Here is a 23,529-nt window from a genome sequence, read left to right as displayed (position 1 = left end):
CTATAAATTTTAACTTATAATGGCGGAAAATACTTATAGGAAAAGAAATTATGCTAGAAATGTTGAAAAGCTGGTACTCGCGTCGCTTAAGCGATCCACAAGCGATGGGGCTATTAGCAATATTATTATTTGGCTTTATCTCCATTTATTTTTTTGGAGATTTAATCGCGCCGTTGTTGATTGCTCTAGTACTATCCTATTTACTAGAAATGCCGATCAATTTTTTGCATCAACATTTAAAATGCCCAAGAATGTTAGCGACAATCATCATTTTTGGTGGCTTTATTGGACTAGCGACAATCTTCTTTTTAATCCTCATGCCAATGCTATGGAATCAAACTATTTCCTTATTAAGTGATTTGCCCGCAATGTTTAACAAGCTCAATGAATGGTTACTAAACTTACCAGAGCATTATCCTGAGCTCATCGACTATTCAATGGTAGATTCTATTTTCAATTCTGTGCGAGAAAAAATCCTTGGTTTTGGTGAATCTGCTGTAAAACTTTCTTTAGCCTCTATTATGAACTTGGTTTCTTTAGGGATTTATGCCTTCTTAGTGCCATTAATGATGTTTTTTATGTTGAAGGATAAATCAGAACTTTTACAAGGTGTGAGCCGTTTCTTACCGAAAAATAGAAACTTGGCCTTCAAAGTATGGAAAGAAATGCAACAGCAAATTTCCAACTACATTCATGGAAAATTATTAGAAATACTGATTGTCACGCTCATCACCTACATTATTTTCTTAATATTCGGGCTAAATTACCCGCTCTTATTGGCTTTTGCGGTGGGGCTTTCAGTTCTCGTTCCTTATATTGGCGCGGTAATTGTTACGATTCCTGTTGCATTGGTTGCTTTATTCCAATTTGGAATCAGCCCAACATTTTGGTATATCATCATCGCTTTTGCTGTGAGCCAGCTCTTAGATGGAAACTTACTCGTCCCTTATTTATTTTCTGAAGCAGTGAATTTGCATCCATTGATTATTATCATTTCAGTATTAATTTTCGGCGGTTTATGGGGATTTTGGGGCGTATTCTTTGCCATTCCTTTAGCGACTTTAGTGAAAGCCGTTATAAATGCCTTACCTCAAGATTAAAAGCCTAAATTAAAAAGTGATACAAATAAAAAAAATAGTTAACCATGAATTTTTGGTTAACTATTTTTTATTGAAGTTTATTCTAAGAATAGAATTTAACTAAGGTAATTCGTCAATTTCCTTATCTACTTTAGGCGGGATCATATGTTCACGGCGTAATCCAACATCATATGCAATTGCGATTGCAATAAAGATTGAAGAATATGTACCAAATCCAATACCCACAAGTAACGCTAAAGAGAAGTTGTGAATTGATGGACCACCAAAAAAGAACAATGCAATAACAACAATTAATGTTGTTGCAGAGGTCATGATGGTTCTTGATAAAGTTTGAGTTAAAGAAACATCAATAATATCAATCGTATCTAGACGTCTTATTTTTCTAAAGTTTTCACGCACACGGTCAAAAACCACGATACTATCGTTAATAGAATAACCCACAACAGATAAAATCGCTGCAACGAAGGTTAAATCAATTTCGATTTGTAACGCTGAAAACACACCAAGAGTAATAATTACGTCATGCGCAAGGGATGCGATACCGCCGAAACCTAAACGCCATTCAAAACGAGAACCTACATAAACTAGCATCATCGCTAATGTTGCTAATGTCGCATATACCGCGCCTTGAGCCAATTCTTCCCCTACGTTTGGTCCAACGAATTCAACACTACGAATCTTAATGCCAGAATCTACTTCTTGGAGCATTCCTTTTACGCGATCACCAATGCCTGAATCATTGTCCGTAGCTGGTAAACGAATCATGACATCTTGAACAGAACCGGTTGTCTGCACAATTGGGCTTTCAATACCATTTTCATGGAGCTTACCACGGATTTTTTCTAAGTCTGCAGATTGTGAAAAATGGGTATCAAAAACAACCCCACCGGTAAAATCCAATCCCCAGTTAAAGCCTTTTGATACGATAAAAAATAGCGAAACGGCCATTAAAAGTGCGGAAAAAACATAGCCCCATTTACGCATTTTCATAAATTCGGTCAATGGGAACGGGAGTTTAATCCCATTGATTTCACGGATAAAATGTCCGTCTTTATCTTTTGCAAAAATTTTCATCGTTCCCTACCTAAATTGATAATTTCTTAAGTTGTTTGCCGCCATAAAGCGCATTAACTAATGCACGTGTTCCTGTAATTGCGGTAAACATTGAAATTGCGACACCAAGTGAAAGCGTAATCGCAAATCCTTGAATTGGGCCTGTCCCCACAGCATACAAGATAATTGCAGTTAAAATTGTCGTTAAATTCGCATCAAAAATAGAGGTAAACGCCCCGTTGTAACCTTCGTTAATTGCTTGTTGAATTGGACGACCATTACGAATTTCTTCTTTAATACGTTCAAAAATCAACACGTTTGCATCCACCGACATACCTAAGGTTAATACAATACCGGCAATCCCTGGCATAGAAAGTGTCGCACCAGGTAAAATAGACATTAAACCGACTAACAACACAATATTAATGACCAAAGCAAAACTTGCGATAATACCGAACATCTTGTAGTAGAACAGCATAAAGACAATTACAGCAATGAGTCCCCAGAAACTTGCATTAATCCCTTGCTCCACATTTTGTGCCCCCAAAGATGGGCCAATTGTACGTTCTTCAACAATTTGAATTGGTGCAATTAATGCCCCAGATTTCAATAAGGTAGAAAGATTGTGCGCTTCCGCGATACTATCAACACCGGTAATTTGGAAATTAGAACTGAAACGACCTTGGATCGTCGCCACATTAATCACTTCCTCATGTTTTTCTAAAATAGTTTTACCATTTTCGTCTTTTTTACCGTTATCTTTATATTCAACATAAAGCGTCGCCATTGGTTTCTTGTAATATTTTTTGGTGGTTTGAGACATAATCTCACCACCTTCACCATCCAAGGTTACGCTCACTTGCGGGGTGCTTGAATGCTGATCTAAACCAGAACTTGAATTAATGATATGCTCACCACCTAATACCGCGCGTTTAAATAATGCAACAGGATGACCTTGGCGATCATATTTAACTTCCGAATCAGCTGGCAACATATTACGAGAAATTGCATCGGCCGTAACATTTTGATTTACGATACGAAACTCAAGCGTTGCAGTTGCCCCTAAAATTTCTTTTGCGCGAGCAGTATCTTGAACACCTGGTAATTCAATTACAATACGTTCAGCGCCTTGACGTTGAATGACCGCCTCAGATACCCCTAGTTCAGCAACACGTTTACGCAAAATCGTTAAGTTTTGCTCAATTGCTAAGTCGCGTGCTTCATTTAATGCTGAAGTTGAAAGACCTAAATTGATACTATCATTATCCAACTCTGTGATATCTAAGGTTGGATGCAACTGATGAATAATACGTTCCGCTTTAGAGCGTTGACTTGCATCGGCCAATGTGACCGATGTACCAAAATGCTCAGTATTTTTAATTGCCGTATATTGAATTTTTTCTTTACGAAGTTCGTTACGTAAACTGTCTTGTAATTGTTCTTGGCGTTTTACAAGTGCAGCATTCATATCAACTTCCATCAAAAAACGAACCCCACCTCGTAAGTCCAACCCCCATTTCATTGGGTTAGCACCAAACATGCTTAACCAAGCTGGGGTGGCTGGAGCAAGATTTAATGCGGTGGTGTAATTATTGCTAAGACGTTCAGCAATTTTATCTTTAGCGAGGAGTTGATCATCGGTATTAGTAAAACGAGCTAGAATTGAGCCGTTCTCAAGCACGATAGATTTGGTTGGAAGATTGTTGGTTTTAAGCACATCTTGAACTTGTCCAAGCACGCTAGTATTCGCTTCTTGACCGCGCGTACCAGAAATTTGAACCGCAGGATCTTCACCATAAATATTTGGAAGAGAATATAAAATCCCGATGGCCACAATAAAAATAACCATCAAATTCTTCCATAATGGATAACGGTTTAACATAGTTTTCCTTTTCTTTTCTAACGCACAGAGCCACAATTCGTGGCTCTGGAAAATAATTTAACGTTACTCTTAAAGTGATTTTAATGAACCTTTAGGAAGAACGCTCACAATGTAGTTACGATTAATCGTAATTTCTGTCGTGTCGTTTAACGCAATCACGATGCTATCGCTACCTTCGGTTACTTTAGTAATTTTGCCGATTAAACCACCAGCAGTTAAAACTTCAGTACCTTTTGCAAGCTCAGACATCAATTTTTTATGTTCTTTATTGCGTTTAGCTTGCGGGCGATAAATCATAAAGTAAAAAATTAAACCAAAGATCACGAAAATAAATAACGTGGACATCGGGTTTTGTGCTTCCATTGTATGTTTTCCTTGTTAATTTAAGTTAAAAATTGCGCTTAAAATACCATAAATTGGCTCATTGGGAAAGGTGAACCACGCCCAATATCCTACGTTATGGCGATTAATTTTATTTTTTCAAGATAACGATAAATTCTTTTTCCGAAGCATAATATTGCTCAACCAAAGCAACAGAATTTTCCTCGGCAAAAATAGAAAAATTTCCCACCGCACTTTCAAGGTTTAAGATCAACATTAGCTCATCATTTTTATCCAAATTTTTTAAGGCTTTTTTGGCACTTAAAAGAGGAATTGGACATCGAAGTGCGGTTAAATTGAGCTGATATTTCATTCTTTAATTTGACGACGAGCACTCATTCTCTTGCCCATTTCAGCCAAAATATCTGCACTTAAGCATTCACGCCCCATTTCAAATAATGGTTCTTCTAACGCAATATGACGATCATAACCTTGAACAAAGCATTCAATTAAATGTTCATCAATATTTTGACGTTGTTCAGAAATAAGCTCTTCTAACTGCGCAGATAGTGCATTCCAATTTTCATGCAAATATTCGTGCTGTTTTTCTAATTCATCAATGAAGCTTTGTGCTTGCGGAGCCACTTTGACTAATTGAGGGAAAAAATCTAATTCCTCATCCTCATGATGTAGGGGAGCGGCACGATTGAAATAAGTTAAAATTTGCTCAACATCATTTAATACAGCCTGAGTATATCCGTGTTTTTCTAGATAATCAGGTAAAATGCTTAACTGGCGACAAAAACGTTTTACCTTACTATGACAGGCATAAAGCATTTCAATAGGTTCATTCCATGTGGCGAATTGTTGAGGTTCAAGAATTTGCATAAGGTTTCCTTTGTTAAAAAGTGCGGTCAAAAAACATTTCATTTTTTACCGCACTTTTATCAATTATGATTTATCCGCTAATTGTAATGGGGGAACAGGTTTGCCCATGCGAGCATAGAATTCCACCACAAAATCATCAAAACGATCTTCTTCGATAGCTTGACGAATTTCCGCCATTAAACGTTGATAATAGCGTAAATTGTGAATGGTATTTAAGCGTGCACCTAAAATTTCACCGCACTTATCTAAATGATATAAATAGGCCTTGGTATAGTTTTTACAGGTGTAGCAATCACATTCAGGATCTAATGGGCTCGTATCATCGCGATATTTTGCATTACGAATTTTAACAATACCGTCAGTCACGAATAAATGACCATTACGTGCATTACGGGTTGGCATTACGCAGTCAAACATATCAATACCACGACGTACGCCTTCTACTAGGTCCTCCGGTTTACCTACGCCCATTAAATAACGAGGTTTGTCAGCCGGGATTTGTGGGCAGATATATTCTAAAATGCGGTGCATGTCTTCTTTTGGTTCGCCTACCGCTAAGCCGCCCACCGCATAACCGTCAAAGCCAATATTCACTAAGCCTTCTAATGAGACTTTGCGTAACTCTTCAAATACTCCGCCTTGAATAATACCGAATAGCGCATTTTTATTGCCTAATTCATCAAAGCGATCGCGGCTGCGTTTTGCCCAACGAAGAGACATTTCCATGGATTTTTTCGCATAATCGAAAGTCGCAGGATAAGGCGTACATTCATCGAAAATCATCACGATGTCAGAACCTAAATCATATTGAATTTCCATGGATTTTTCAGGCGAAAGGAAAATGCGCTCACCGTTAATTGGGTTTTGGAATTTCACGCCTTCTTCGGTAATTTTACGTAATTTACCTAAACTGAATACTTGGAAACCACCACTGTCAGTCAAAATCGGGCGATGCCATTGCATAAAATCGTGCAAGTCACCGTGTTTACGCATCACTTCTTGGCCTGGACGAAGCCATAAATGGAACGTATTGCCAAGTAAAATTTCTGCACCTGTCGCACGCACTTCTTCTGGCGTCATGCCTTTCACGGTGCCATAAGTACCCACAGGCATAAACGCAGGGGTTTCTACACTGAACGTGCCTTGTGGACGTTCAAATACCAAGCGACCACGACGGGCATTGCCGCTTGTTTTATCTAATTCATATTTCATTTTTTTCCTCAACGAATAAACAGTTCGAAGATTTTTGTAAATAAAAAAGCCTGTTATAACAGACAGGCAAAATTTGATAAAACTCATTAAACAGACGCAGATTTAAAAATAATCTGCCTCAAAAGAGTTTAGATATTTCGTACTTAACACTACAAAACAATAACTAAGTACGACCTTTTTATTGTAAGTTCTGTGTACTTACAAGTCAAACGACTCATTCTAATCCTAGAACATTAGGGTTTTTATTGATAAACATCGCATCACCATAACTAAAGAAACGATATTTTTCTTGCACTGCATACTTATACGCATTCATAGTATTTTTATAACCAGCAAAAGCTGAAACTAACATTATCAATGTGCTTTCAGGTAAGTGGAAATTAGTAATTAAACAATCCACCACTCGAAATTTTTTTCCTGGATAAATAAAAATAGAGGTATCAGAAAAATAAGGCTCAATTAAATCTGGATTGCCAAATTCTTCCGCAGAAAGCGCCGCACTTTCAATAGAACGAACAGAAGTGGTTCCTACTGCAATAACACGTTTACCCGCTTTTTTTGTTGCAATAATAGCATTACAAACTTCTTGAGAAACTTCTACGTATTCTGCATGCATCACATGATCTTCAATATTTTCGACACGAACAGGCTGGAATGTTCCTGCGCCCACATGCAATGTGACAAATTCAAAATTGACACCTTTCTTTTTAAGTTTTTCAAGCAAGGGAGCATCAAAGTGTAAGCCTGCTGTTGGTGCAGCTACAGCTCCCGGTACTTTACTATAAACGGTTTGATAACATTCTTGATCAGCTTCTTCATCTGGACGGTCGATATAAGGCGGCAATGGCATGTGTCCAATGGCTTGCAACACATCTAAAAGAGCGGTTGATTTATCACTTAATTCCACTTCAAACAATGCGCCATGGCGCGTTGTCATTACCGCTTTAATTCCATTATCTTCGCCTAATTTATCTTCACCTAAAAATAATTCAGTCCCTTCTTTGGGTGACTTCGATGAACGGATATGCGCTAAGAAACGATGCTCATCTAACATGCGTTCAACTAAAACTTCAATTTTCCCACCGCTAGCTTTACGCCCAAACATTCTTGCAGGAATGACGCGAGTATTATTGAAAATCAATAAATCGCCTTCATTAATTAAATCCAATACATCTGAAAAAGTGCGGTCAATTACCTCGCCATTTTCCCCATTCAAATGTAATAAACGGCAAGATGATCTGTCCTCTTTTGGATAACGAGCAATAAGTTCATCAGGTAAATCGAAATTAAAATCTGAAACACGCATAATAAAATTTAGGTTAAATAAAATAGGCGGTAAGTCTAGTTTGAATCGAGGATGATCTCAAGAAAAAATAAAAATCTTATCTTCTATTTGTAGTTAAACTTTTTTATTTATCTATCTATTCAAGTGATGCAAGTTAAGAAGTATTTAAGATAGAAAAATGGCTAGCAATTACGCTAGCCATTTTGATGAATTACAAATTTGCTTTTTTAGTTGCTTTTGCGTTTACATCACAGTTTTTGATGATGATCTTATCGCTAGTTTTGCCTTTTTGAATTAAATTTACTGGCACAACAGAATCAAATTTATCTAAAGTTAAACCACTATCTACATTCCAAACATAGTCACCAGAAGTGAAACTTGTAAAATCGTTTTGTGATTTATCACGAGCAAAATCTTTTGCAATAATTTTGTTACCTAAACTAACCATTGCCGCAACTGGCTCTTGGTTTTCAAATTGATACACTGCAGTCACAGTTTTTTTATTGCAAGAATAAACTACTGTTTTGTCAGTAATAGTTGACGCAGTTTGAGCAGCCATTTGAGTCGATGCATTTTCCATTATTGGCGCATCTTTTGCACATGCAGATAATACAACAGCGGCAGCAAATGCTGGTAAAACTTTAGTAAAGTTCATTATTAAATCCTCTTAATTAAGCCCCAATCTGAGGCGCTACTTAGATACGTTAAATAAAATAAAGTTCTATTTTAAAGTAAAAATTTGTTGAGATAAAAACTAAACAACTCGTCAAACAAATCAACCTATCTACGAATAATGTTTTACCAACGATAACCTAATTTCAAGCCTATATTTTGCTGTTTATCTAATTGCGAACCTTGTGATTGTGAGATAGCAGCAGAAAATTGGAAATGTAAAATTTCCGTACTTAATCCAACCTCTTTTTGCCAATAACGTCCAAATGGCTGTTGTAATGTAGCACTATTCACTTTGATTTGCATATTGGCATTAGATGCATCAACATAATTCACTGAGAAATAAGGCTTAATCGTGATGTTATTAGTTGGTGTAAAAGTATAATCGAACCGTACACCTGTATTATAGCGATTAAATACAAGGCTAGGTGTTTGAATTCTCACGCCTTCCGATTGATAGTTTTCACGTTCAATAAAATAGCGATTCCCCCCCAAATAAGGCTGAATACCTAATTGCCCTAAGCGGAACTGATAACTTGCATTTACACCATAATTTACCACTTTACGATAAACTTTTCGACTTTGTTCTCCTGCGGTTTTACTTACACTGCTCCCCATTCCTACGCTTACACCGAACTGGAAATCCTTCCATTGATATTGAGCAAATCCCGATAGCATCATCAGTGTAGTATAATTTTTAACTTGCTCATCAAAGGTATTATCCGAACGGCTATGTGAGAAAACTGCCCCAATTCGTCCATTACCTAACACTTTTTGCATCCCAATTTGACGCAAGTTAGTTTTCTGCTTATAAGCACGGAACGCATCAGAATCATAGCGTCTTTTATCCTGTGCGATATTTGTCCACACCATAGGCTGCGTTTGCTCCACAAAAAGACGATCCAATTCATCTTGAACGGAAAGCATACTATTTACGGTAGCAGACAATTCCGATAACGCATTGTTTGAGTATTTGCTAATTAAATTTTTTTGTTTGAGCTGTTTTTTAGCTTCTATTCTTGCTTGCTCTTCTTGAGCTTTACGTTTCTCGGCTTCAATACGCTCTGCTTCTTCTTGAGCTTTACGTTTCTCAGCTTCAATACGTTCTTGCTCTTCTTGAGCTTTACGTTTCTCAGCTTCAATACGTTCTTGCTCTTCTTGAGCTTTGCGTTTCTCGGCTTCAATGCGCTCTGCTTCTTCTTGAGCTTTACGTTTCTCAGCTTCAATACGTTCTTGCTCTTCTTGAGCTTTACGTTTCTCAGCTTCAATACGTTCTTGCTCTTCTTGAGCTTTACGTTTCTCGGCTTCAATGCGCTCTGCTTCTTCTTGAGCTTTACGTTTCTCGGCTTCAATGCGCTCTGCTTCTTCTTGAGCTTTACGTTTCTCGGCTTCAATGCGCTCTGCTTCTTCTTGAGCTTTACGTTTCTCAGCTTCAATACGTTCTTGCTCTTCTTGAGCTTTACGTTTCTCGGCTTCAATGCGCTCTGCTTCTTCTTGAGCTTTACGTTTCTCAGCTTCAATGCGCTCTGCTTCTTCTTGAGCTTTACGTTTCTCAGCTTCAATACGTTCTTGCTCTTCTTGAGCTTTACGTTTCTCGGCTTCAATGCGTTCTTGCTCTTCTTGAGCTTTACGTTTCTCTGACTCAATACGATCAGCTTCCGCTTGTTTTAATTCTGCTTCTTTAATTGGGCTGTAAAGTCGATATTGATTACCGTCTTTAATTAACTCGTAACGCCATGCCCCCGCATCAACATATTGATTGGTTAATGAAACATCTAATCCAGTCGTAGGCATTGTTTTTAGTGAGATGAGAGTGAGGTGAGCAAGTCTCGTTGGTTCAGCACCTGTATTACGAACATTGAGTTTAAATGTCCCTTGTGCTTGCCCATTGACCTGCAACTTATCTCCTAAATATTGATCCAAATGAGTAGGATAATTAAATGTCCCAGAACCATTTAAATCACCATTAACCGTTAATGTATTAAATTGGTTACGGTTAGTTTCTTTCGCAAAATCAGGATTTAATGTAACCTCACTTCCATTATTTAATGTCAAACTGCCTAAAGTGGTGCTAGTTGGCATTGTCCATTGTGATTGATTTAAGGTCACATGGGTGGCATTTTCACCTGTGATTTGGTGATCAAATCTTGAATTGTTAAATTTAAGCTGTGCAGAATTAGTTAATTGTGCATCACCGATTAAATTAGCATCATCTATGGTAGAATCGGCTTGATCTCGCAAAATTAAATTACCTTGATGAGTGGCTTTATTGATTAAACGGTAAGTCGAATATTCTTGTGCGGTTAGATTGCCCGTTAATTGAGAATGATCCATCGTCATTACACCAATATTCGATAAGCTAACTGAACCATTGATTTGAGATGCGTCATTAACATTCACTCGTCCAGTTGAGCGAACATTACCATTGATAATTGATTTGGTGATATCTGCAATAGAGCTATCCGTAGCAAGATCAAGTAACCCATTTAAGCGGGCATGATTAGAAAGTGTGATTCTATTGTTGCCTAAAGTGCTTAAATTACCCACTTGTACTGCTTGGTCTTTAAGTGTGTAGGTAGCATTTTTATTCAAAGTGACATTGCCATTAACTTGAGCACTATTTGTAACAGTTAATTCATTATCCTTTATCGCTTGAAGGTTTCCGTTCACGGTGGAAGAGTCGATATTTAAATTCGCATTATCGGTAATTTGAATAGATCCATTTGTAGTGGAGTGGTTAGCGATACTAATGTTAGTATTATCAGAAGCAATCATATCTCCCGTCATAGTGGCATCATTAATGCGCGCTTGAGCATTGTCTTCAAGATGAATATCGCCTGCTTGGTTAGCTTTATATGTTAAGTGATATTCACTGTCAGAGTGAGCGCTAATAGACCCATTAAGGGAAACTAATCCATTCACATTTAATCGAGCATGATCGGATAGTGAAATATGTCCATTAACTTGTGTAGTAGGAATAGATTTAATCACAGATGGCTCGGTAAGATTAACGGATTGACAAGTTGTTGCGCCCGTCCAATCAGAACGTGTGCAAATCGTGTTTTCTTTATTTGGGATCACGCCAAAAGTAACAGATGCATTATTGCTAATGTCCCATCCACCTTTAATAGAAGAAACATTGCGAGAAATAAATGTATTACCATTCTGAATGTTGAAATTTTCAGCAACAAAAGAACGATTAATCCAATCATCATCCATTACTACTTCACCGCGTTTTGTGCCTTCCATTTTGGCATGGTGCGGATTTAAATGGTTATAAGCGTGTGGAGTAGGGCGACCGCTGAAAATTAAGTTGCCCCCGTTTTGGGTGATATTACCTTTTAGATTGGTGCCACCAGAAAGTAAAAGATGATTTTCTTGATTGGTTGGAGAATAATGAACATTTAAGCGACCCACGTTTTTTGTATCATCTTTATCGCCAAACCATCCATTAAAGGCAATATCGCGTTTATTAGTAAGATCATTCTCTTTATTATTAATGATGTTGCTTCCCGTAATAGTAATATTGGATTCTTTGTTGGCATTATGGTTGACTAACATCGCGCCTTCATCGACGTTTTGAATACGAGTAAAGGTAAGGTCGTTCCCGTTTAAATCCAAGCGTCCACCACGGAATCCAAAATAGATATTATTTGGGTCGACCTGATCGGCGCTATTAAGTCTTACGGTTGCTCGACCACTCACAATCCCCACTTCTTTGAAGGCTTGTTTCTGACCATTTGCATCTGCTTTTTGATCTAAAATAACGGTTCCGTTACCAACACTAATGTCACCCAAATTTTTCCCTGTGCCGTTTACAAGTAGTGTGCCGATCCCAAGCTTAGAGAGACGATCACCTTCGGGGTTTTTTACCTGCCATTCAACGGTGGCGTCTTCCCCAATAGAAACACCTGCGCCCTGCCAAGTCATATTATTTTCACTTGGTTTAACGGTGAAATCTCCTTCAAAGTAAATCCCGCCGGCACCTTGATTGACATTATTTGCAATAGTAAGTATGCCTTTCCCCATGTCGCCTAAATAAATAGTTTTACCATTATGTAACGCAGGAGACCAAGGATTCGGTCCACCATAACTTGGGGATATATCGCCATTTTGATCTCGGGCTTTCTCGAGAAGAGTGCTTTTATACAGCCCCACTTCTTTAGGGTTTCTTCCATTTTGAGAGATGGTACCTTTCCCGTCCTCTACGGTTTTAAAGACGTAATGGGCATTATTGGCAAATTCTCTTACCGTTGTGTCATTATTTTGCACTTCTTCAAGGTACTCTTGGCGAGCAACTTGGTATCCATTGCCTACCGCTGCGTAAGGGTGTCCTTCGCGCAACACGCCATTTAATAACCACTTGCCTTTATCTTTATCATAAATAAACATAGGGGATCCGCTATCGCCTTGTGCCCCTGCAATCGGTAATGGTCCATATTCATTAGGGTTTTGTACACGTCCATTAAGATAAAGATCGCCGTTTCTTGTACTGCCATCCATAAAGGTATTACCGCCTGTCAGCCATGAACCACCATAAGCTAAGTCACCATTGGTTTCATTATTATCATTCTTCCAATATTGGTGTCCGCTTCCTGCGCGTACTCGCATAGGATATTTTTTTAAGTCGGTGTAAACATTACCGTGAGTGTTTGTTACCATCTCAATCGGTGCGACTTCTGTTACAAACTTGGCCAGACGAGGATGTTGGTAATCCGTCATAAATGGATGTCGAGCATCATTGATATAGTTATATCGTTTAACAACTAAATATTTATAGTTATGTCGATCGGGATTGCGTCCAAACTCACCAAAATCGACATCTTGATATCCCACGTTGTGTGCCACACTCACTAAATGTTGATCGCCCACTAATGTGGCATATCCACCTTTTGCAAGTGCTGATAAATCAGGCATTGGCACATTTTTCATCATTGTGCCAATCATTTCACCTTTTTTGTTATAAATATCAATATTTTGCGCACCCACCGTAAACTTGCCTTTATTTTCCGCGAAGTCACGATAGTATTGGTAATTAATGCCAAAATAAGTATGTCCTGCCCAGGCTTGCGATACTATCCCTAATGAAATGCAAGCAGTTAAAAAATTAAAACGAAATATAGTTTTTTTCATAAGACTTACTCAGTAAACAATTCGTTATGTATAAAACTTATAGTTAAACATTAAAAATGCGGTAATTTTCTGAAAAGATTTCAGATAAAAACTGAAAGGTTTAGGAGAAAATGAAGGTTAAAAATTATACATTATTAAATAAGCAATCGCCAGGAACTTTGGTTACTGATTGATAGGTAATATTATCGCCCTATATAATATTGGGAATAAGTTTTACAAATAGGGATTAAATTAAACCTACGTATAGAAAATAAAATCACCGCACTTTATATCTACGTTCCATAAAGTGCGGTAATTTTTAACGTTTTTCCAAAATTGGTTTAAGGAATCTGGCAGTGTGAGATCCTTCGACTTTAGCGACTTCTTCAGGAGTCCCAGTAGCAATAATTTGTCCGCCACCGCTTCCCCCTTCAGGACCAAGATCGACAATCCAGTCTGCCGTTTTAATCACATCAAGATTGTGTTCAATGACGACAATAGTATTTCCTTGATCGCGTAATCGATGCAACACTTCAAGTAATTGCTTAATGTCAGCAAAATGCAAACCAGTTGTCGGCTCATCTAGAATATACAAGGTTTTGCCTGTATCACGTTTAGAAAGCTCAGTCGCTAGCTTAACGCGCTGTGCTTCGCCGCCCGAAAGTGTTGTGGAAGATTGACCTAATCGAATATAAGATAATCCCACATCCATCAAGGTTTGTAATTTTCTTGCAATCATTGGAATCGCATCAAAAAACTCGCGAGCCTCTTCTACCGTCATATCTAAAACTTGATGAATCGTTTTCCCTTTGTAACGAATTTCTAAGGTTTCACGATTATAGCGTTTACCTTTACATTGGTCGCAGGGAACATAAACATCCGGTAAAAAATGCATTTCAACTTTGAGTACACCATCGCCCTGACAGGCTTCACAGCGCCCACCTCGTACGTTAAAGCTAAAACGTCCTGGATTATAACCACGCGCACGTGCCTCTGGCACGCCTGCAAAAAGTTCACGAATCGGAGTAAATAAGCCTGTATAAGTGGCTGGATTTGAACGTGGTGTGCGTCCAATCGGGCTTTGATTAATATCAATAACTTTATCGAAATACTCTAATCCCTCGATAGACTGATAAGGTGCGTAATCCGTCTTTTCTGCTCGATTTAATGCATTTTGCGCAAGTGGAAATAAAGTGTCATTAATGAGTGTTGATTTTCCTGAGCCTGATACACCGGTTACGCAAGTAAACAAACCAACGGGAATATCTAAATTCACATTTTTTAAGTTATTGCCTGATGCTCCTTTAAGTTTGAGCCATTTTTTCTTATCAAGTGCGGTGCGTTTTTTAGGAATTTCGATTTTATCTGCGCCCGATAAAAATTTTCCTGTGATGGAATTTGGATTCAGCATAATTTCATCAGCGTTTCCTTGCGCAATAACTTGCCCGCCATGCACGCCTGCTCCAGGTCCAATATCAATAATATGGTCAGCTGCACGAATCGCGTCTTCATCGTGTTCCACGACAATTACCGTATTACCAAGATTACGCAGATGAATTAACGTGTTAAGTAAGCGTTCATTATCACGTTGGTGCAGGCCAATAGAAGGTTCATCTAATACATACATCACACCAACAAGCCCCGCACCAATTTGGCTAGCAAGGCGAATACGTTGTGCTTCACCGCCTGAAAGAGTTTCAGCTGAACGAGAAAGAGAAAGATAATTCAAACCAACATTGACTAAGAACTGCAAACGCTCACGGATTTCTTTAAGAATTTTTTCCGCAATTTGCGCTTTTTGACCAGTGAGAGAAAGTGCGGTGAAAAATTCGAGCGTTTCACCAATACTTTTTTCCGCGATCATCGGTAAATTCGTTTTTCCGATATACACATTACGCGCTTCTGGACGTAAACGAGATCCGCCACAGTCTGCACAAGGTCGATTGCTAATATTTTTCGCCAATTCTTCTCGCACCGACATTGATTCCGTTTCTTTATATCGGCGAGCCATATTATTCAAAATACCTTCAAAAGGATGCTTGCGAATAACCATATCGCCACGATCATTCATATATTGGAATTCAATTTCCTCTTTGCCAGAACCATGCATAATGATGTGTTGAATTTTCTTTGGCAAAGATTCATAAGGGGCTTCAACATCAAAATCATAATGTTTCGCCAATGAGGTGAGCATTTGATAATAATAGAAATTACGACGATCCCAACCTTTCACTGCTCCACCAGCAAGGGAAATCGTTGGATTTTGCACCACACGATCTTCATCAAAATATTGTTGCATACCCAAACCATCGCAAGTAGGGCAAGCTCCGGCTGGATTATTAAAGGAAAATAAACGAGGTTCTAATTCTGGTACAGAATAACCACAATGCGGACAAGCAAAATTTGCCGAAAAAACTAATTCTTCCGCTTTCGGATTATCCATATCTGCCACAATCGCAGTACCACCTGAAAGATCTAATGCGGTTTCAAAAGACTCTGCTAAACGTGTTGCTAAATCTGACCGCACTTTAAAGCGATCCACCACCACTTCAATAGTATGTTTTTTCTGTAACTCTAATTTTGGTGGATCAGATAAATCACAAATTTCGCCATCAATACGCGCTCGAATATAACCTTGCGCTGCAATATTTTCTAAAATCTTAACGTGTTCGCCTTTTCGTTTTTTTACAACTGGCGCAAGTAACATCATCTTACTGTCTTCTGGCAAACTTAATACTTTATCCACCATTTGACTAATCGTTTGTGCGGTTAATGGAACATCATGATCTGGACAACGCGGTTCACCTACTCGGGCAAACAATAAACGTAAATAATCGTAAATTTCCGTAATTGTTCCCACCGTAGAACGTGGATTGTGCGAGGTAGATTTTTGTTCAATCGAAATTGCAGGGGAAAGTCCCTCAATAGAATCCACATCAGGCTTTTCCATTAAAGATAAAAACTGGCGAGCATACGCCGAAAGAGATTCAACATAGCGGCGCTGCCCTTCTGCATAAAGTGTATCAAACGCTAAAGAGGATTTTCCCGAACCTGAAAGCCCAGTGATCACCACAAGTTTATTGCGTGGAATAGTTAGATTTATATTTTTCAGGTTATGGGTTCGCGCCCCGCGAATATCGATATTTTCCATAAAATAACTCAAAAGAATGAAATAAGTTTAAATTCTGCGATCATTATCGCATATTTTAATATCTGTGCAAATATCCAGTTAAAATATATAGATCTTTTGAAAAATTTCAGGCAAAATAACCGCACTTTTTTAGATAAAAAATGAGGTTTTTTATGGCTGGAGTAAATAAAGTCATTATTGTGGGTCATCTAGGCAATGATCCTGAAATTCGTACCATGCCAAATGGCGATGCCGTAGCAAATATTAGCGTAGCAACAAGTGAAAGCTGGAACGACCGTAATACTGGCGAGCGCCGTGAAGTAACGGAATGGCACCGTATTGTATTCTATCGTCGTCAAGCGGAGATTTGCGGTGAATATTTACGCAAAGGCTCTCAAGTATATGTGGAAGGTCGTTTAAAAACGCGTAAATGGCAAGATCAAAATGGTCAAGATCGTTACACCACAGAAATTCAAGGTGATGTAATGCAAATGCTTGGTGCGCGCAATCAAAACGCAGGTGGTTACCCTAGTGATATGGGAGCTGCACCACAACCTTCTTACCAAGCTCGTCAAACTAACAATGGTGGTAGTTACCAATCATCTCGTCCAGCGCAACAACAAGCTGCACCACAGGCTGAGCCACCAATGGACGGATTCGATGACGATATCCCGTTCTAAGTCATGATCACACATATGGATTTTGTAAAAAAATCATAAGAAAAAAGAGATTCCTTTTAAAATAAAGGATCTCTTTTTTATGTCTGTCTTCACTTTGAATGTGTCAATAATATTGTTTTCTAATTTCTTAAAATTCACTACCGTTTACTACAATTATATTTAGGTCTTAATCATTCAAAGAAATTATCCGTGAACTAAACATGCGCTTTACCCACAATAATTATTATGGACCTGATATAAAGGAATTTAAGTATTTTTGTATTCCCTAACCTGGAATATATTTTGTCAAAATATGGTTAGGGAATGGAGATTTGAATTCTATACTAATAATATCTAAAAGATTACTAACTTTTAATTCTTGAATTTATTTCTCAGCAATCTAACACAAACTACAACTTTTTATTTTCTGCATTTTCTGGCTCTAAATCTAATTTAGCCATCAATAACTGATCACCATCTTCTTCTGGGTTACCTGTAACAAGTAATTTATCGCCATAGAAAATCGAATTTGCACCAGCCATAAAACACATCGCTTGCATTTCTTCACTCATACCACTACGGCCAGCAGAAAGGCGAACATAACTTTTTGGCATGGTAATACGTGCAACAGCAATTGTTCGCACAAATTCAGTCCAATCTAATTCTTCCGCATCGGCTAACGGCGTACCTTCAACCTTAACGAGTTGATTAATCGGCACTGATTCAGGTTGCGGATCAAGATTTGCAAGGCTCGCGATTAATCCAGCCCGTTCTTTGCGAGTTTCATTCATTCCCACGATGCCGCCACAACACACTTTTAATCCAGCTTTGCGTACTTTTCCTAACGTGCTAAGGCGATCGTCAAAACGTCGTGTACCAATCACTTCTGCGTAATGTTCTGGCGCTGTATCAAGATTATGATTGTAATAATCTAATCCAGCTTCTTTTAAATCTTCCGCCATACCGTCTTGCAATAAACCAAAAGTGCCACAGGTTTCTAAACCAAGCGATTTCACCGCTTTAATAATTTCTGTGACTTTCTCAATATCTTTTGGCTTAGGTCCTCGCCAAGCTGCGCCCATACAAAAACGCCCTGCTCCACGTGCTTTCGCAATTTTTGCTTTCGCGACGATCTCATCAACATCTAATAACTGTTGATTTTGTACGCCAGTATGATAACGGGCTGATTGAGGGCAATAGCCACAATCTTCTGGACATCCACCCGTCTTGATAGACATTAACGTGGATAACTGAATCGCTCGAGGATTAAAATGCTTGCGATGGACTTGCGCAGCGCGGTAAACTAATTCCAAAAATGGCGTTTCAAATAACACCTCAACTTTGCAAACAGACCAATATTCAACGCTTGGATGTGGTGTAATGGAGTTAATTTGTAGTTTTTCAGTTAACATATTTTTCCTTTGAAAGTGCGGTGAATAATAACCGCATTTTTGTATCTTATATTCATTCAGTTTATAGGCTGCCATCAATAGCCATTGAACCGATTCATCAGTTATAAAATCTATATAATTTTACGTCTCTTTTTGCAATTGACTTATCTGACCATTTTCCACCAGCAATACTCGATCTATCGTACCAACTAATTCCGATGGTTGGTGAGTAACAAGTAACAAGGTCAGATGTTTCTCATCACAAAGTTTGGCAATTAAAGCAAGCATTTCTACACGAAGTTTCTGATCTAATGCGGAAAAAGGCTCATCTAATAACAAGATGGGTTTATCTCGCAACAAACAACGCGCCAATGCCACTCGTTGTTTTTGCCCCCCTGAAAGAGAATTCGGTAAACGTTGTAAATAATCGCCCAATCCTACAGAACAAGCGACCTGTCCAATTTTTTCCTGTTCAAGTGCGATTAATTTTAAAGAGGGTTTTAAACCCAACGCAAGATTTTGCTGTACGGTTAAGTGAGGAAATAAATTATTTTCTTGAAATAGCATGGAAACCGGACGCTCGTAAGGTGCACTACGCGTATGATCTTTATCGTTTAACCAAACTTCTCCTTGATGAGGAAATTCAAATCCAGCAATTAAATTCAATAATGTACTTTTCCCCGCCCCACTTTCGCCAATAATTGCAACACGTTCGCCAGCATTTACGCTCAAATTAAAGCACATCGGTAAGGTTTTATCATTCAAAATCACATTATTTAGATAAATCATCAGCATCCCTATATGTGTGAATAAAGGCAAACAATATGCCACAAAGCAATAATAGAATCCCTGCGGTTACTGCAGCATCTTGATTACGATAATTACCTAACTGCTGATATAACAAGTGCGGTAGGGAAGTAAACTCTTGATTGCCAAACAACGCAATAGCCGTAAAATCCCCTAAAGATAGCGCCAAGGCTAAAGCAAAAGCATAGCGCAATGGCGCACGTAAAATTTGCCACTCAATCAGATAAAAACGTTGCCACCCCACAATTCCCAAACTATTACACAGATTTTCGTAATAACGCATATTGTTATGGAAAGGTGTGCTCAAAATACGTAAAACAAAAGGCATTGCACTTAACGCATTGCAAAATACAACTATGGCAAACAAATCAATATTCGAAAAATCACGCTCTTGTAATAATAAAAATAACCCCATTGCGAGTACTAAAATCGGGATTGCCAAAATCACCATTCCTGCATTAATAATAAATTGAGCGATTTTCTGATAATGCAACCATTCTAAACGGCGTGATAAAAGTAGCAAGGCAATTGCCATCGTTAATGCAAGTAATGCGGATAAGGGCGCAATAGAAAGAGAATAGTCTAACGCACGCCAGAGCTGAGAATTATGCCAAACTGTGAGCAAACTAGGTGAACTCAATGCGCTGATAAGAATGTTCAATACTGGCGAAAAAAGGAAAAATACGAAAACAAGCAAGACAAAAACATGGAAAATTCTGACCGCACTTTTAGGCTTCTCAAACCAAGGATTACTATTACTCAAGCTATTTTGATTAGAGGGCGAAAAACGCGATGTTAAGCTAAATAAAACTAAGCAAAATACAAATTGCAACATAGCAAAAAGAGCAGCTTTTGGCAGATCAAATTCAAATAAAATCGCTTGGTAAATTGCGGTTTCTAATGTTGTATATTGAGGCCCACCACCTAGCGTAAGAACAACAGTAAAACTGGTGAAGCAAAGCATAAAAATCAAGCTGAATGTAGGCAAACATTGCTGACGAAAAACGGGCCATTCCACCAATTTAACGAATTGCCAGCCTTGCAAATTGAGTTGCGCAGCAAGCTGACGTTGCTGATAAGGGATACTTTGCAAACTTTGTAAGAAAAGTTGCGCAGCCAGTGGAATATTGAAAAAAAGATGGGCAATTAAAATACCCGAGAGTCCGTAAATATGACCCTGCCATGACATTCCCAAAAAGTTAGCAAACCAAGCTAACCAACCGCTTGAACCATAAATGCCAATCAAACCAAAAATTGCTACTAAAACAGGTAAAACAAAGGTCAGCGACATTAATTTTAATAGCCACTTTTTTCCTGAGAATGGTTGATAAAACAATGCTCGAGCGAGGAGCAGACCAAAAAAAATAGATAAAACGGTAGAAAATAAGGCTTGCCCAAGACTGAAAAGAATCAGATGCTGTAGGTAATCATCCGTTAACCAAGATCGCCATTGCAATTCATCGCCAAATGCAAAGATTGAACTTAATGCGCTACCATAAAAAAGAGTAATGAAACTAATAACAACAACGCCGCCCACATAATGACGAGGGCGGAGTTGTGGATGATGAAATAACGAAAACATCAAACTATTTTGTTAATGTGGTTTGCCAAGTGCTAATCCAATTTTTTAAGTGTTCCGCATTCACCATTGGATTGATTGGAGTTTGAGTTTTTTGTAGAGCTTTAAGTGCATCAAAGTGCGGTTCAATTTCACCTTGAATAACTGGCAACATAATATTGGCTGTCACAATATGTTTTTGTGCCGTAGGTGAAATTAAAAATGCCATAAAATCATCCGCACATTGATTTGGATGGTTGGCGACTCGAGCCGCTAATTCCACTTGGGTTATATGCCCTTCCGAAAAATCTGTCGCTGCATAATTATCTTTTTTCTCAAAAAGTTGGTGATAAAGTGGTGATGTACTGTAACTTAACACTAAATCAGCTTCGCCTTTTAAGAATGCACCATAAGTATCCGACCAACCTTTACCCACTGTCACCGTATGCTTATCCAACTCTTTCCAAGCAGATTGAATTTTGTCTGCAGGATAAATCGCATTCATCCAAACCAATAAACCACGCCCCACACTACTGGTGCGAGGATCTTGATAAATTACACGGATATCTTGGCGTTCAACCAATTCTTTCAAACTTTTCGGCGGATTTTGTAATTTAGTTTTATCGTACACAAAAGCATAGTTACCAAAATCGAAAGGTAAGAATGTTTTATTCGTCCATTTTGTTGGCAGATCAAGTTGAGTTAAATCTACTTTATTTGGCGTGAAAATACCTGTTTTTTCAGCTTGTTCTAAAACAAAGTTATCTAAACCTAGCACAATATCGGCTTTGGTTTTCTTTCCTTCCAAGCGAACTCGATTGAGTAACACGCCACCACTTTCAAAAGGCGTAAAATTAATAGCGCATTGTGGGTGCACTTTCTCAAAATCTTGTTTTACTTTTGGACCCGCTCCCCACTCAGACGTGAAAGAATCATAGCTATATACGTTAACACTTTGCTGTGATTGGGCTAATGCCGCGGTGGAAAAAAGTGCGGTAGAAATTAAGGTTAATTTAAGAAGTTTCATTATTACATCCTTATTTATATCAAAAGGCAGCAATAATGACGGGAAGGAGATAAGGTTGTATTCCTAGTTTCCTACGTCAGTATTAACTGTTTCAGGTTCACGGGTATGATCTCAGCATATTGCACCCCGACTAGGCTTTTTAGTGTATTAAAATTTATTAGGCTTGCCAACGGATTTTTAAAAAGAAATAAACTTTCTACATTTTCTGAAAAAAATAAAAAAGCCCTGTCAAACAGGGCATCCATAAGAGGTTTTAAAATTAAAAAGTGATTCGATTGGGCTTTCAATGCCTAAATCTGTCTGATCAATGACTTCAAAACCGAAATCACCTAACACATCTGCCATTTCTTTTACTTTGCCTTTATTGCCCGTGGCAAGTACAATTTTTTGCTTCGTGATGCTGTCCCTCATATCAAACATTGTCTTATTTTAGAATCTCACCAAAAATTTTCGGAATAAGTATTGACTTTAACCTTAGGTCAAGGTTTATGATTTGTGCTCATTCAGTTATCACATAGGAGAAAAACATGAAAAAACTTATGACTTTTATCACACTTAGCGCTGCTGCAGTTTCAGTTTGTGTCCAAGCTAATGAACAACCGCATCAAGCACACATGAATATGCCAATGTCGACAGATTCTGCAATGCAACAAGAATTAATGCAAGGTATGAATCAAATGCATCAAGACATGATGGCAGCCTCACAATATAAAGATCCTGATGTTGCTTTTGCAGCAGGTATGTTGCCACACCATATTGGCGCAGTAAAAATGGCGGAAGTTGAATTAAAATACGGAAAAGATCCTGAGATGCGTAAGCTTGCTGAGAATATTATTCACGCACAACAAGCGGAAATTGAACAAATGCAAAAATGGCTTAAAGTGCACAATAAAAAAGCCCTGTAAAACAGGGCATCCATAAGCGGTTTTAAAATTAAAAAGTGATTCGATCACGGTTTCTTTCAAGCGTTGCCTTACCAATCCCTTGCACTTCTAATAGTTGTTCAGCACTCGTGAAATTACCGTGTTTTTCACGATATTGCACAATAGCTTCTGCTTTTTTAGCGCCGATCCCTGTTAAGGATTTTTGAATTTCACTAACGGTTGCCGTATTGATATTCAATTTATCGCTCACAGTAGCCGGTGCAACTTGAGCCTCAGTTTGAGTAGCCACAACAGGTTGAACAGCCTGCTCTGCAGCTTTTTCCTCAGCAAAGGCCGAAGAGGCAATCAGCGCGCCACACAATACAACTGAAGTAAATAATGTTTTCATTAATTTCATAGAGGTTTCCTTTTAATATGAACATGTTGATGAGCATATCAACAGAGCCATTTTTTATGCTTTCAAGAAAACGCTCAAGATTCTTACCGCACTTCTGCGATTCAGATCGCAAAAATTCTTAATTTGAATGAAAAAACAAAGGGCTTATCAT

General features: G+C 38.3%; 19 protein-coding genes and 1 riboswitch. Of the genes, 3 read left to right on the top strand and 16 right to left on the bottom strand.

Translation table 11 applies throughout. The annotated features are described in order from the left end of the window. Positions 1-50 precede the first annotated feature (50 nt). The gene (locus tag AC6H22_RS00455; protein WP_046943293.1) at positions 51-1,100 is read left to right on the top strand and encodes an AI-2E family transporter; all 1,050 of its coding nucleotides are present in this window, start codon (positions 51-53) and stop codon (positions 1,098-1,100) included. Positions 1,101-1,199: 99 nt separating this feature from the next. On the opposite strand, the gene secF is transcribed toward AC6H22_RS00455, so the two are convergent. The 10 genes from secF to uvrA form a co-directional block, all read right to left on the bottom strand. Then, the gene (gene secF, locus AC6H22_RS00450; protein ID WP_005634414.1) at positions 1,200-2,174 is read right to left on the bottom strand and encodes a protein translocase subunit SecF; all 975 of its coding nucleotides are present in this window, start codon (positions 2,172-2,174) and stop codon (positions 1,200-1,202) included. A gap of 10 nt (positions 2,175-2,184) precedes the next feature. Beyond that, positions 2,185-4,035, bottom strand: coding sequence for a protein translocase subunit SecD (secD, locus tag AC6H22_RS00445; RefSeq protein WP_118817295.1), 1,851 nt, complete (start codon positions 4,033-4,035; stop codon positions 2,185-2,187). 69 nt (positions 4,036-4,104) lie between these two features. Then, the gene (gene yajC, locus AC6H22_RS00440) at positions 4,105-4,398 is read right to left on the bottom strand and encodes a preprotein translocase subunit YajC (RefSeq protein ID WP_005631054.1); all 294 of its coding nucleotides are present in this window, start codon (positions 4,396-4,398) and stop codon (positions 4,105-4,107) included. Between the two features lie 109 nt (positions 4,399-4,507). Then, a complete protein-coding gene (locus tag AC6H22_RS00435; protein ID WP_118817296.1) occupies positions 4,508-4,729 on the bottom strand; it encodes a sulfurtransferase TusA family protein in 222 nt (73 codons plus the stop codon). Continuing rightward, the gene (locus AC6H22_RS00430) at positions 4,726-5,244 is read right to left on the bottom strand and encodes a hemerythrin domain-containing protein (protein ID WP_118817297.1); all 519 of its coding nucleotides are present in this window, start codon (positions 5,242-5,244) and stop codon (positions 4,726-4,728) included. Before AC6H22_RS00430 ends, AC6H22_RS00435 begins: the two co-directional genes overlap by 4 nt. Before the next feature lie 63 nt (positions 5,245-5,307). Then, the gene (gene tgt, locus AC6H22_RS00425) at positions 5,308-6,456 is read right to left on the bottom strand and encodes a tRNA guanosine(34) transglycosylase Tgt (protein WP_106013477.1); all 1,149 of its coding nucleotides are present in this window, start codon (positions 6,454-6,456) and stop codon (positions 5,308-5,310) included. A gap of 214 nt (positions 6,457-6,670) precedes the next feature. Continuing rightward, a complete protein-coding gene (gene queA / locus AC6H22_RS00420; protein WP_118817298.1) occupies positions 6,671-7,762 on the bottom strand; it encodes a tRNA preQ1(34) S-adenosylmethionine ribosyltransferase-isomerase QueA in 1,092 nt (363 codons plus the stop codon). Between the two features lie 190 nt (positions 7,763-7,952). After that, the gene (locus AC6H22_RS00415) at positions 7,953-8,396 is read right to left on the bottom strand and encodes an ACP-like domain-containing protein (protein ID WP_005626732.1); all 444 of its coding nucleotides are present in this window, start codon (positions 8,394-8,396) and stop codon (positions 7,953-7,955) included. Between the two features lie 143 nt (positions 8,397-8,539). Then, positions 8,540-13,546 (bottom strand): S6 family peptidase, encoded by a 5,007-nt coding sequence (locus AC6H22_RS00410; RefSeq protein ID WP_497515152.1) that lies wholly within the window; start codon positions 13,544-13,546, stop codon positions 8,540-8,542. 298 nt (positions 13,547-13,844) lie between these two features. Further along, complete coding sequence (gene uvrA / locus AC6H22_RS00405) at positions 13,845-16,676, bottom strand: excinuclease ABC subunit UvrA (RefSeq protein ID WP_497515151.1); 2,832 nt, start codon at positions 16,674-16,676, stop codon at positions 13,845-13,847. A gap of 152 nt (positions 16,677-16,828) precedes the next feature. On the opposite strand from uvrA, the gene AC6H22_RS00400 reads away from it, so the two are divergent. Then, a complete protein-coding gene (locus AC6H22_RS00400; protein ID WP_005626728.1) occupies positions 16,829-17,335 on the top strand; it encodes a single-stranded DNA-binding protein in 507 nt (168 codons plus the stop codon). Between the two features lie 389 nt (positions 17,336-17,724). Here the strand turns inward: AC6H22_RS00400 and bioB are convergent, their stop codons facing one another. From bioB to AC6H22_RS00375, 5 genes are all read right to left on the bottom strand, one after another. Further along, positions 17,725-18,726 (bottom strand): biotin synthase BioB, encoded by a 1,002-nt coding sequence (bioB, locus tag AC6H22_RS00395; protein WP_118817299.1) that lies wholly within the window; start codon positions 18,724-18,726, stop codon positions 17,725-17,727. Between the two features lie 120 nt (positions 18,727-18,846). Further along, positions 18,847-19,494, bottom strand: a complete 648-nt coding sequence (thiQ, locus tag AC6H22_RS00390) for a thiamine ABC transporter ATP-binding protein (protein ID WP_118817300.1) — start codon at positions 19,492-19,494, stop codon at positions 18,847-18,849. Then, positions 19,478-21,094 carry a thiamine/thiamine pyrophosphate ABC transporter permease gene (gene thiP, locus AC6H22_RS00385; RefSeq protein ID WP_118817301.1) on the bottom strand — a complete coding sequence of 539 codons (1,617 nt, stop codon included), beginning with the start codon at positions 21,092-21,094 and terminating at the stop codon, positions 19,478-19,480. Before thiP ends, thiQ begins: the two co-directional genes overlap by 17 nt. 4 nt (positions 21,095-21,098) lie before the next feature. Then, positions 21,099-22,097 carry a thiamine ABC transporter substrate binding subunit gene (gene thiB, locus AC6H22_RS00380; protein ID WP_118817302.1) on the bottom strand — a complete coding sequence of 333 codons (999 nt, stop codon included), beginning with the start codon at positions 22,095-22,097 and terminating at the stop codon, positions 21,099-21,101. Between the two features lie 51 nt (positions 22,098-22,148). Beyond that, positions 22,149-22,236: riboswitch (TPP riboswitch) on the bottom strand. Positions 22,237-22,325: 89 nt separating this feature from the next. Continuing rightward, positions 22,326-22,517, bottom strand: coding sequence for a Maf family protein (locus AC6H22_RS00375; RefSeq protein WP_046942447.1), 192 nt, complete (start codon positions 22,515-22,517; stop codon positions 22,326-22,328). 107 nt (positions 22,518-22,624) lie between these two features. Between AC6H22_RS00375 and copM the strand changes: the two genes are divergently transcribed. Further along, entirely contained in the window at positions 22,625-23,002 is a 378-nt protein-coding gene (copM, locus tag AC6H22_RS00370) for a CopM family metallochaperone (protein WP_118817303.1), read from the top strand. 28 nt (positions 23,003-23,030) lie between these two features. Here copM and AC6H22_RS00365 read toward each other — a convergent pair whose 3' ends face one another. Beyond that, positions 23,031-23,378 (bottom strand): ComEA family DNA-binding protein, encoded by a 348-nt coding sequence (locus AC6H22_RS00365; protein ID WP_192885338.1) that lies wholly within the window; start codon positions 23,376-23,378, stop codon positions 23,031-23,033. Positions 23,379-23,529 lie beyond the last annotated feature (151 nt).

It is taken from the genome of Haemophilus sp. THUN1690, assembly GCF_059704375.1.
The sequence above is the reverse complement of the archived record's forward strand: the minus strand, read 5'-3'. Positions and strand labels throughout refer to the sequence as shown.

Bases quoted from the DNA above. Each gene is read 5' to 3' on its own strand.
- AC6H22_RS00455 (WP_046943293.1), top strand. From the start codon at position 51: ATGCTAGAAATGTTGAAAAGCTGGTACTCGCGTCGCTTAAGCGATCCA.
- secF (WP_005634414.1), bottom strand. From the start codon at position 2,174: ATGAAAATTTTTGCAAAAGATAAAGACGGACATTTTATCCGTGAAATC.
- secD (WP_118817295.1), bottom strand. From the start codon at position 4,035: ATGTTAAACCGTTATCCATTATGGAAGAATTTGATGGTTATTTTTATT.
- yajC (WP_005631054.1), bottom strand. From the start codon at position 4,398: ATGGAAGCACAAAACCCGATGTCCACGTTATTTATTTTCGTGATCTTT.
- AC6H22_RS00435 (WP_118817296.1), bottom strand. From the start codon at position 4,729: ATGAAATATCAGCTCAATTTAACCGCACTTCGATGTCCAATTCCTCTT.
- AC6H22_RS00430 (WP_118817297.1), bottom strand. From the start codon at position 5,244: ATGCAAATTCTTGAACCTCAACAATTCGCCACATGGAATGAACCTATT.
- tgt (WP_106013477.1), bottom strand. From the start codon at position 6,456: ATGAAATATGAATTAGATAAAACAAGCGGCAATGCCCGTCGTGGTCGC.
- queA (WP_118817298.1), bottom strand. From the start codon at position 7,762: ATGCGTGTTTCAGATTTTAATTTCGATTTACCTGATGAACTTATTGCT.
- AC6H22_RS00415 (WP_005626732.1), bottom strand. From the start codon at position 8,396: ATGAACTTTACTAAAGTTTTACCAGCATTTGCTGCCGCTGTTGTATTA.
- AC6H22_RS00410 (WP_497515152.1), bottom strand. From the start codon at position 13,546: ATGAAAAAAACTATATTTCGTTTTAATTTTTTAACTGCTTGCATTTCA.
- uvrA (WP_497515151.1), bottom strand. From the start codon at position 16,676: ATGGAAAATATCGATATTCGCGGGGCGCGAACCCATAACCTGAAAAAT.
- AC6H22_RS00400 (WP_005626728.1), top strand. From the start codon at position 16,829: ATGGCTGGAGTAAATAAAGTCATTATTGTGGGTCATCTAGGCAATGAT.
- bioB (WP_118817299.1), bottom strand. From the start codon at position 18,726: ATGTTAACTGAAAAACTACAAATTAACTCCATTACACCACATCCAAGC.
- thiQ (WP_118817300.1), bottom strand. From the start codon at position 19,494: ATGATTTATCTAAATAATGTGATTTTGAATGATAAAACCTTACCGATG.
- thiP (WP_118817301.1), bottom strand. From the start codon at position 21,094: ATGTTTTCGTTATTTCATCATCCACAACTCCGCCCTCGTCATTATGTG.
- thiB (WP_118817302.1), bottom strand. From the start codon at position 22,097: ATGAAACTTCTTAAATTAACCTTAATTTCTACCGCACTTTTTTCCACC.
- AC6H22_RS00375 (WP_046942447.1), bottom strand. From the start codon at position 22,517: ATGTTTGATATGAGGGACAGCATCACGAAGCAAAAAATTGTACTTGCC.
- copM (WP_118817303.1), top strand. From the start codon at position 22,625: ATGAAAAAACTTATGACTTTTATCACACTTAGCGCTGCTGCAGTTTCA.
- AC6H22_RS00365 (WP_192885338.1), bottom strand. From the start codon at position 23,378: ATGAAATTAATGAAAACATTATTTACTTCAGTTGTATTGTGTGGCGCG.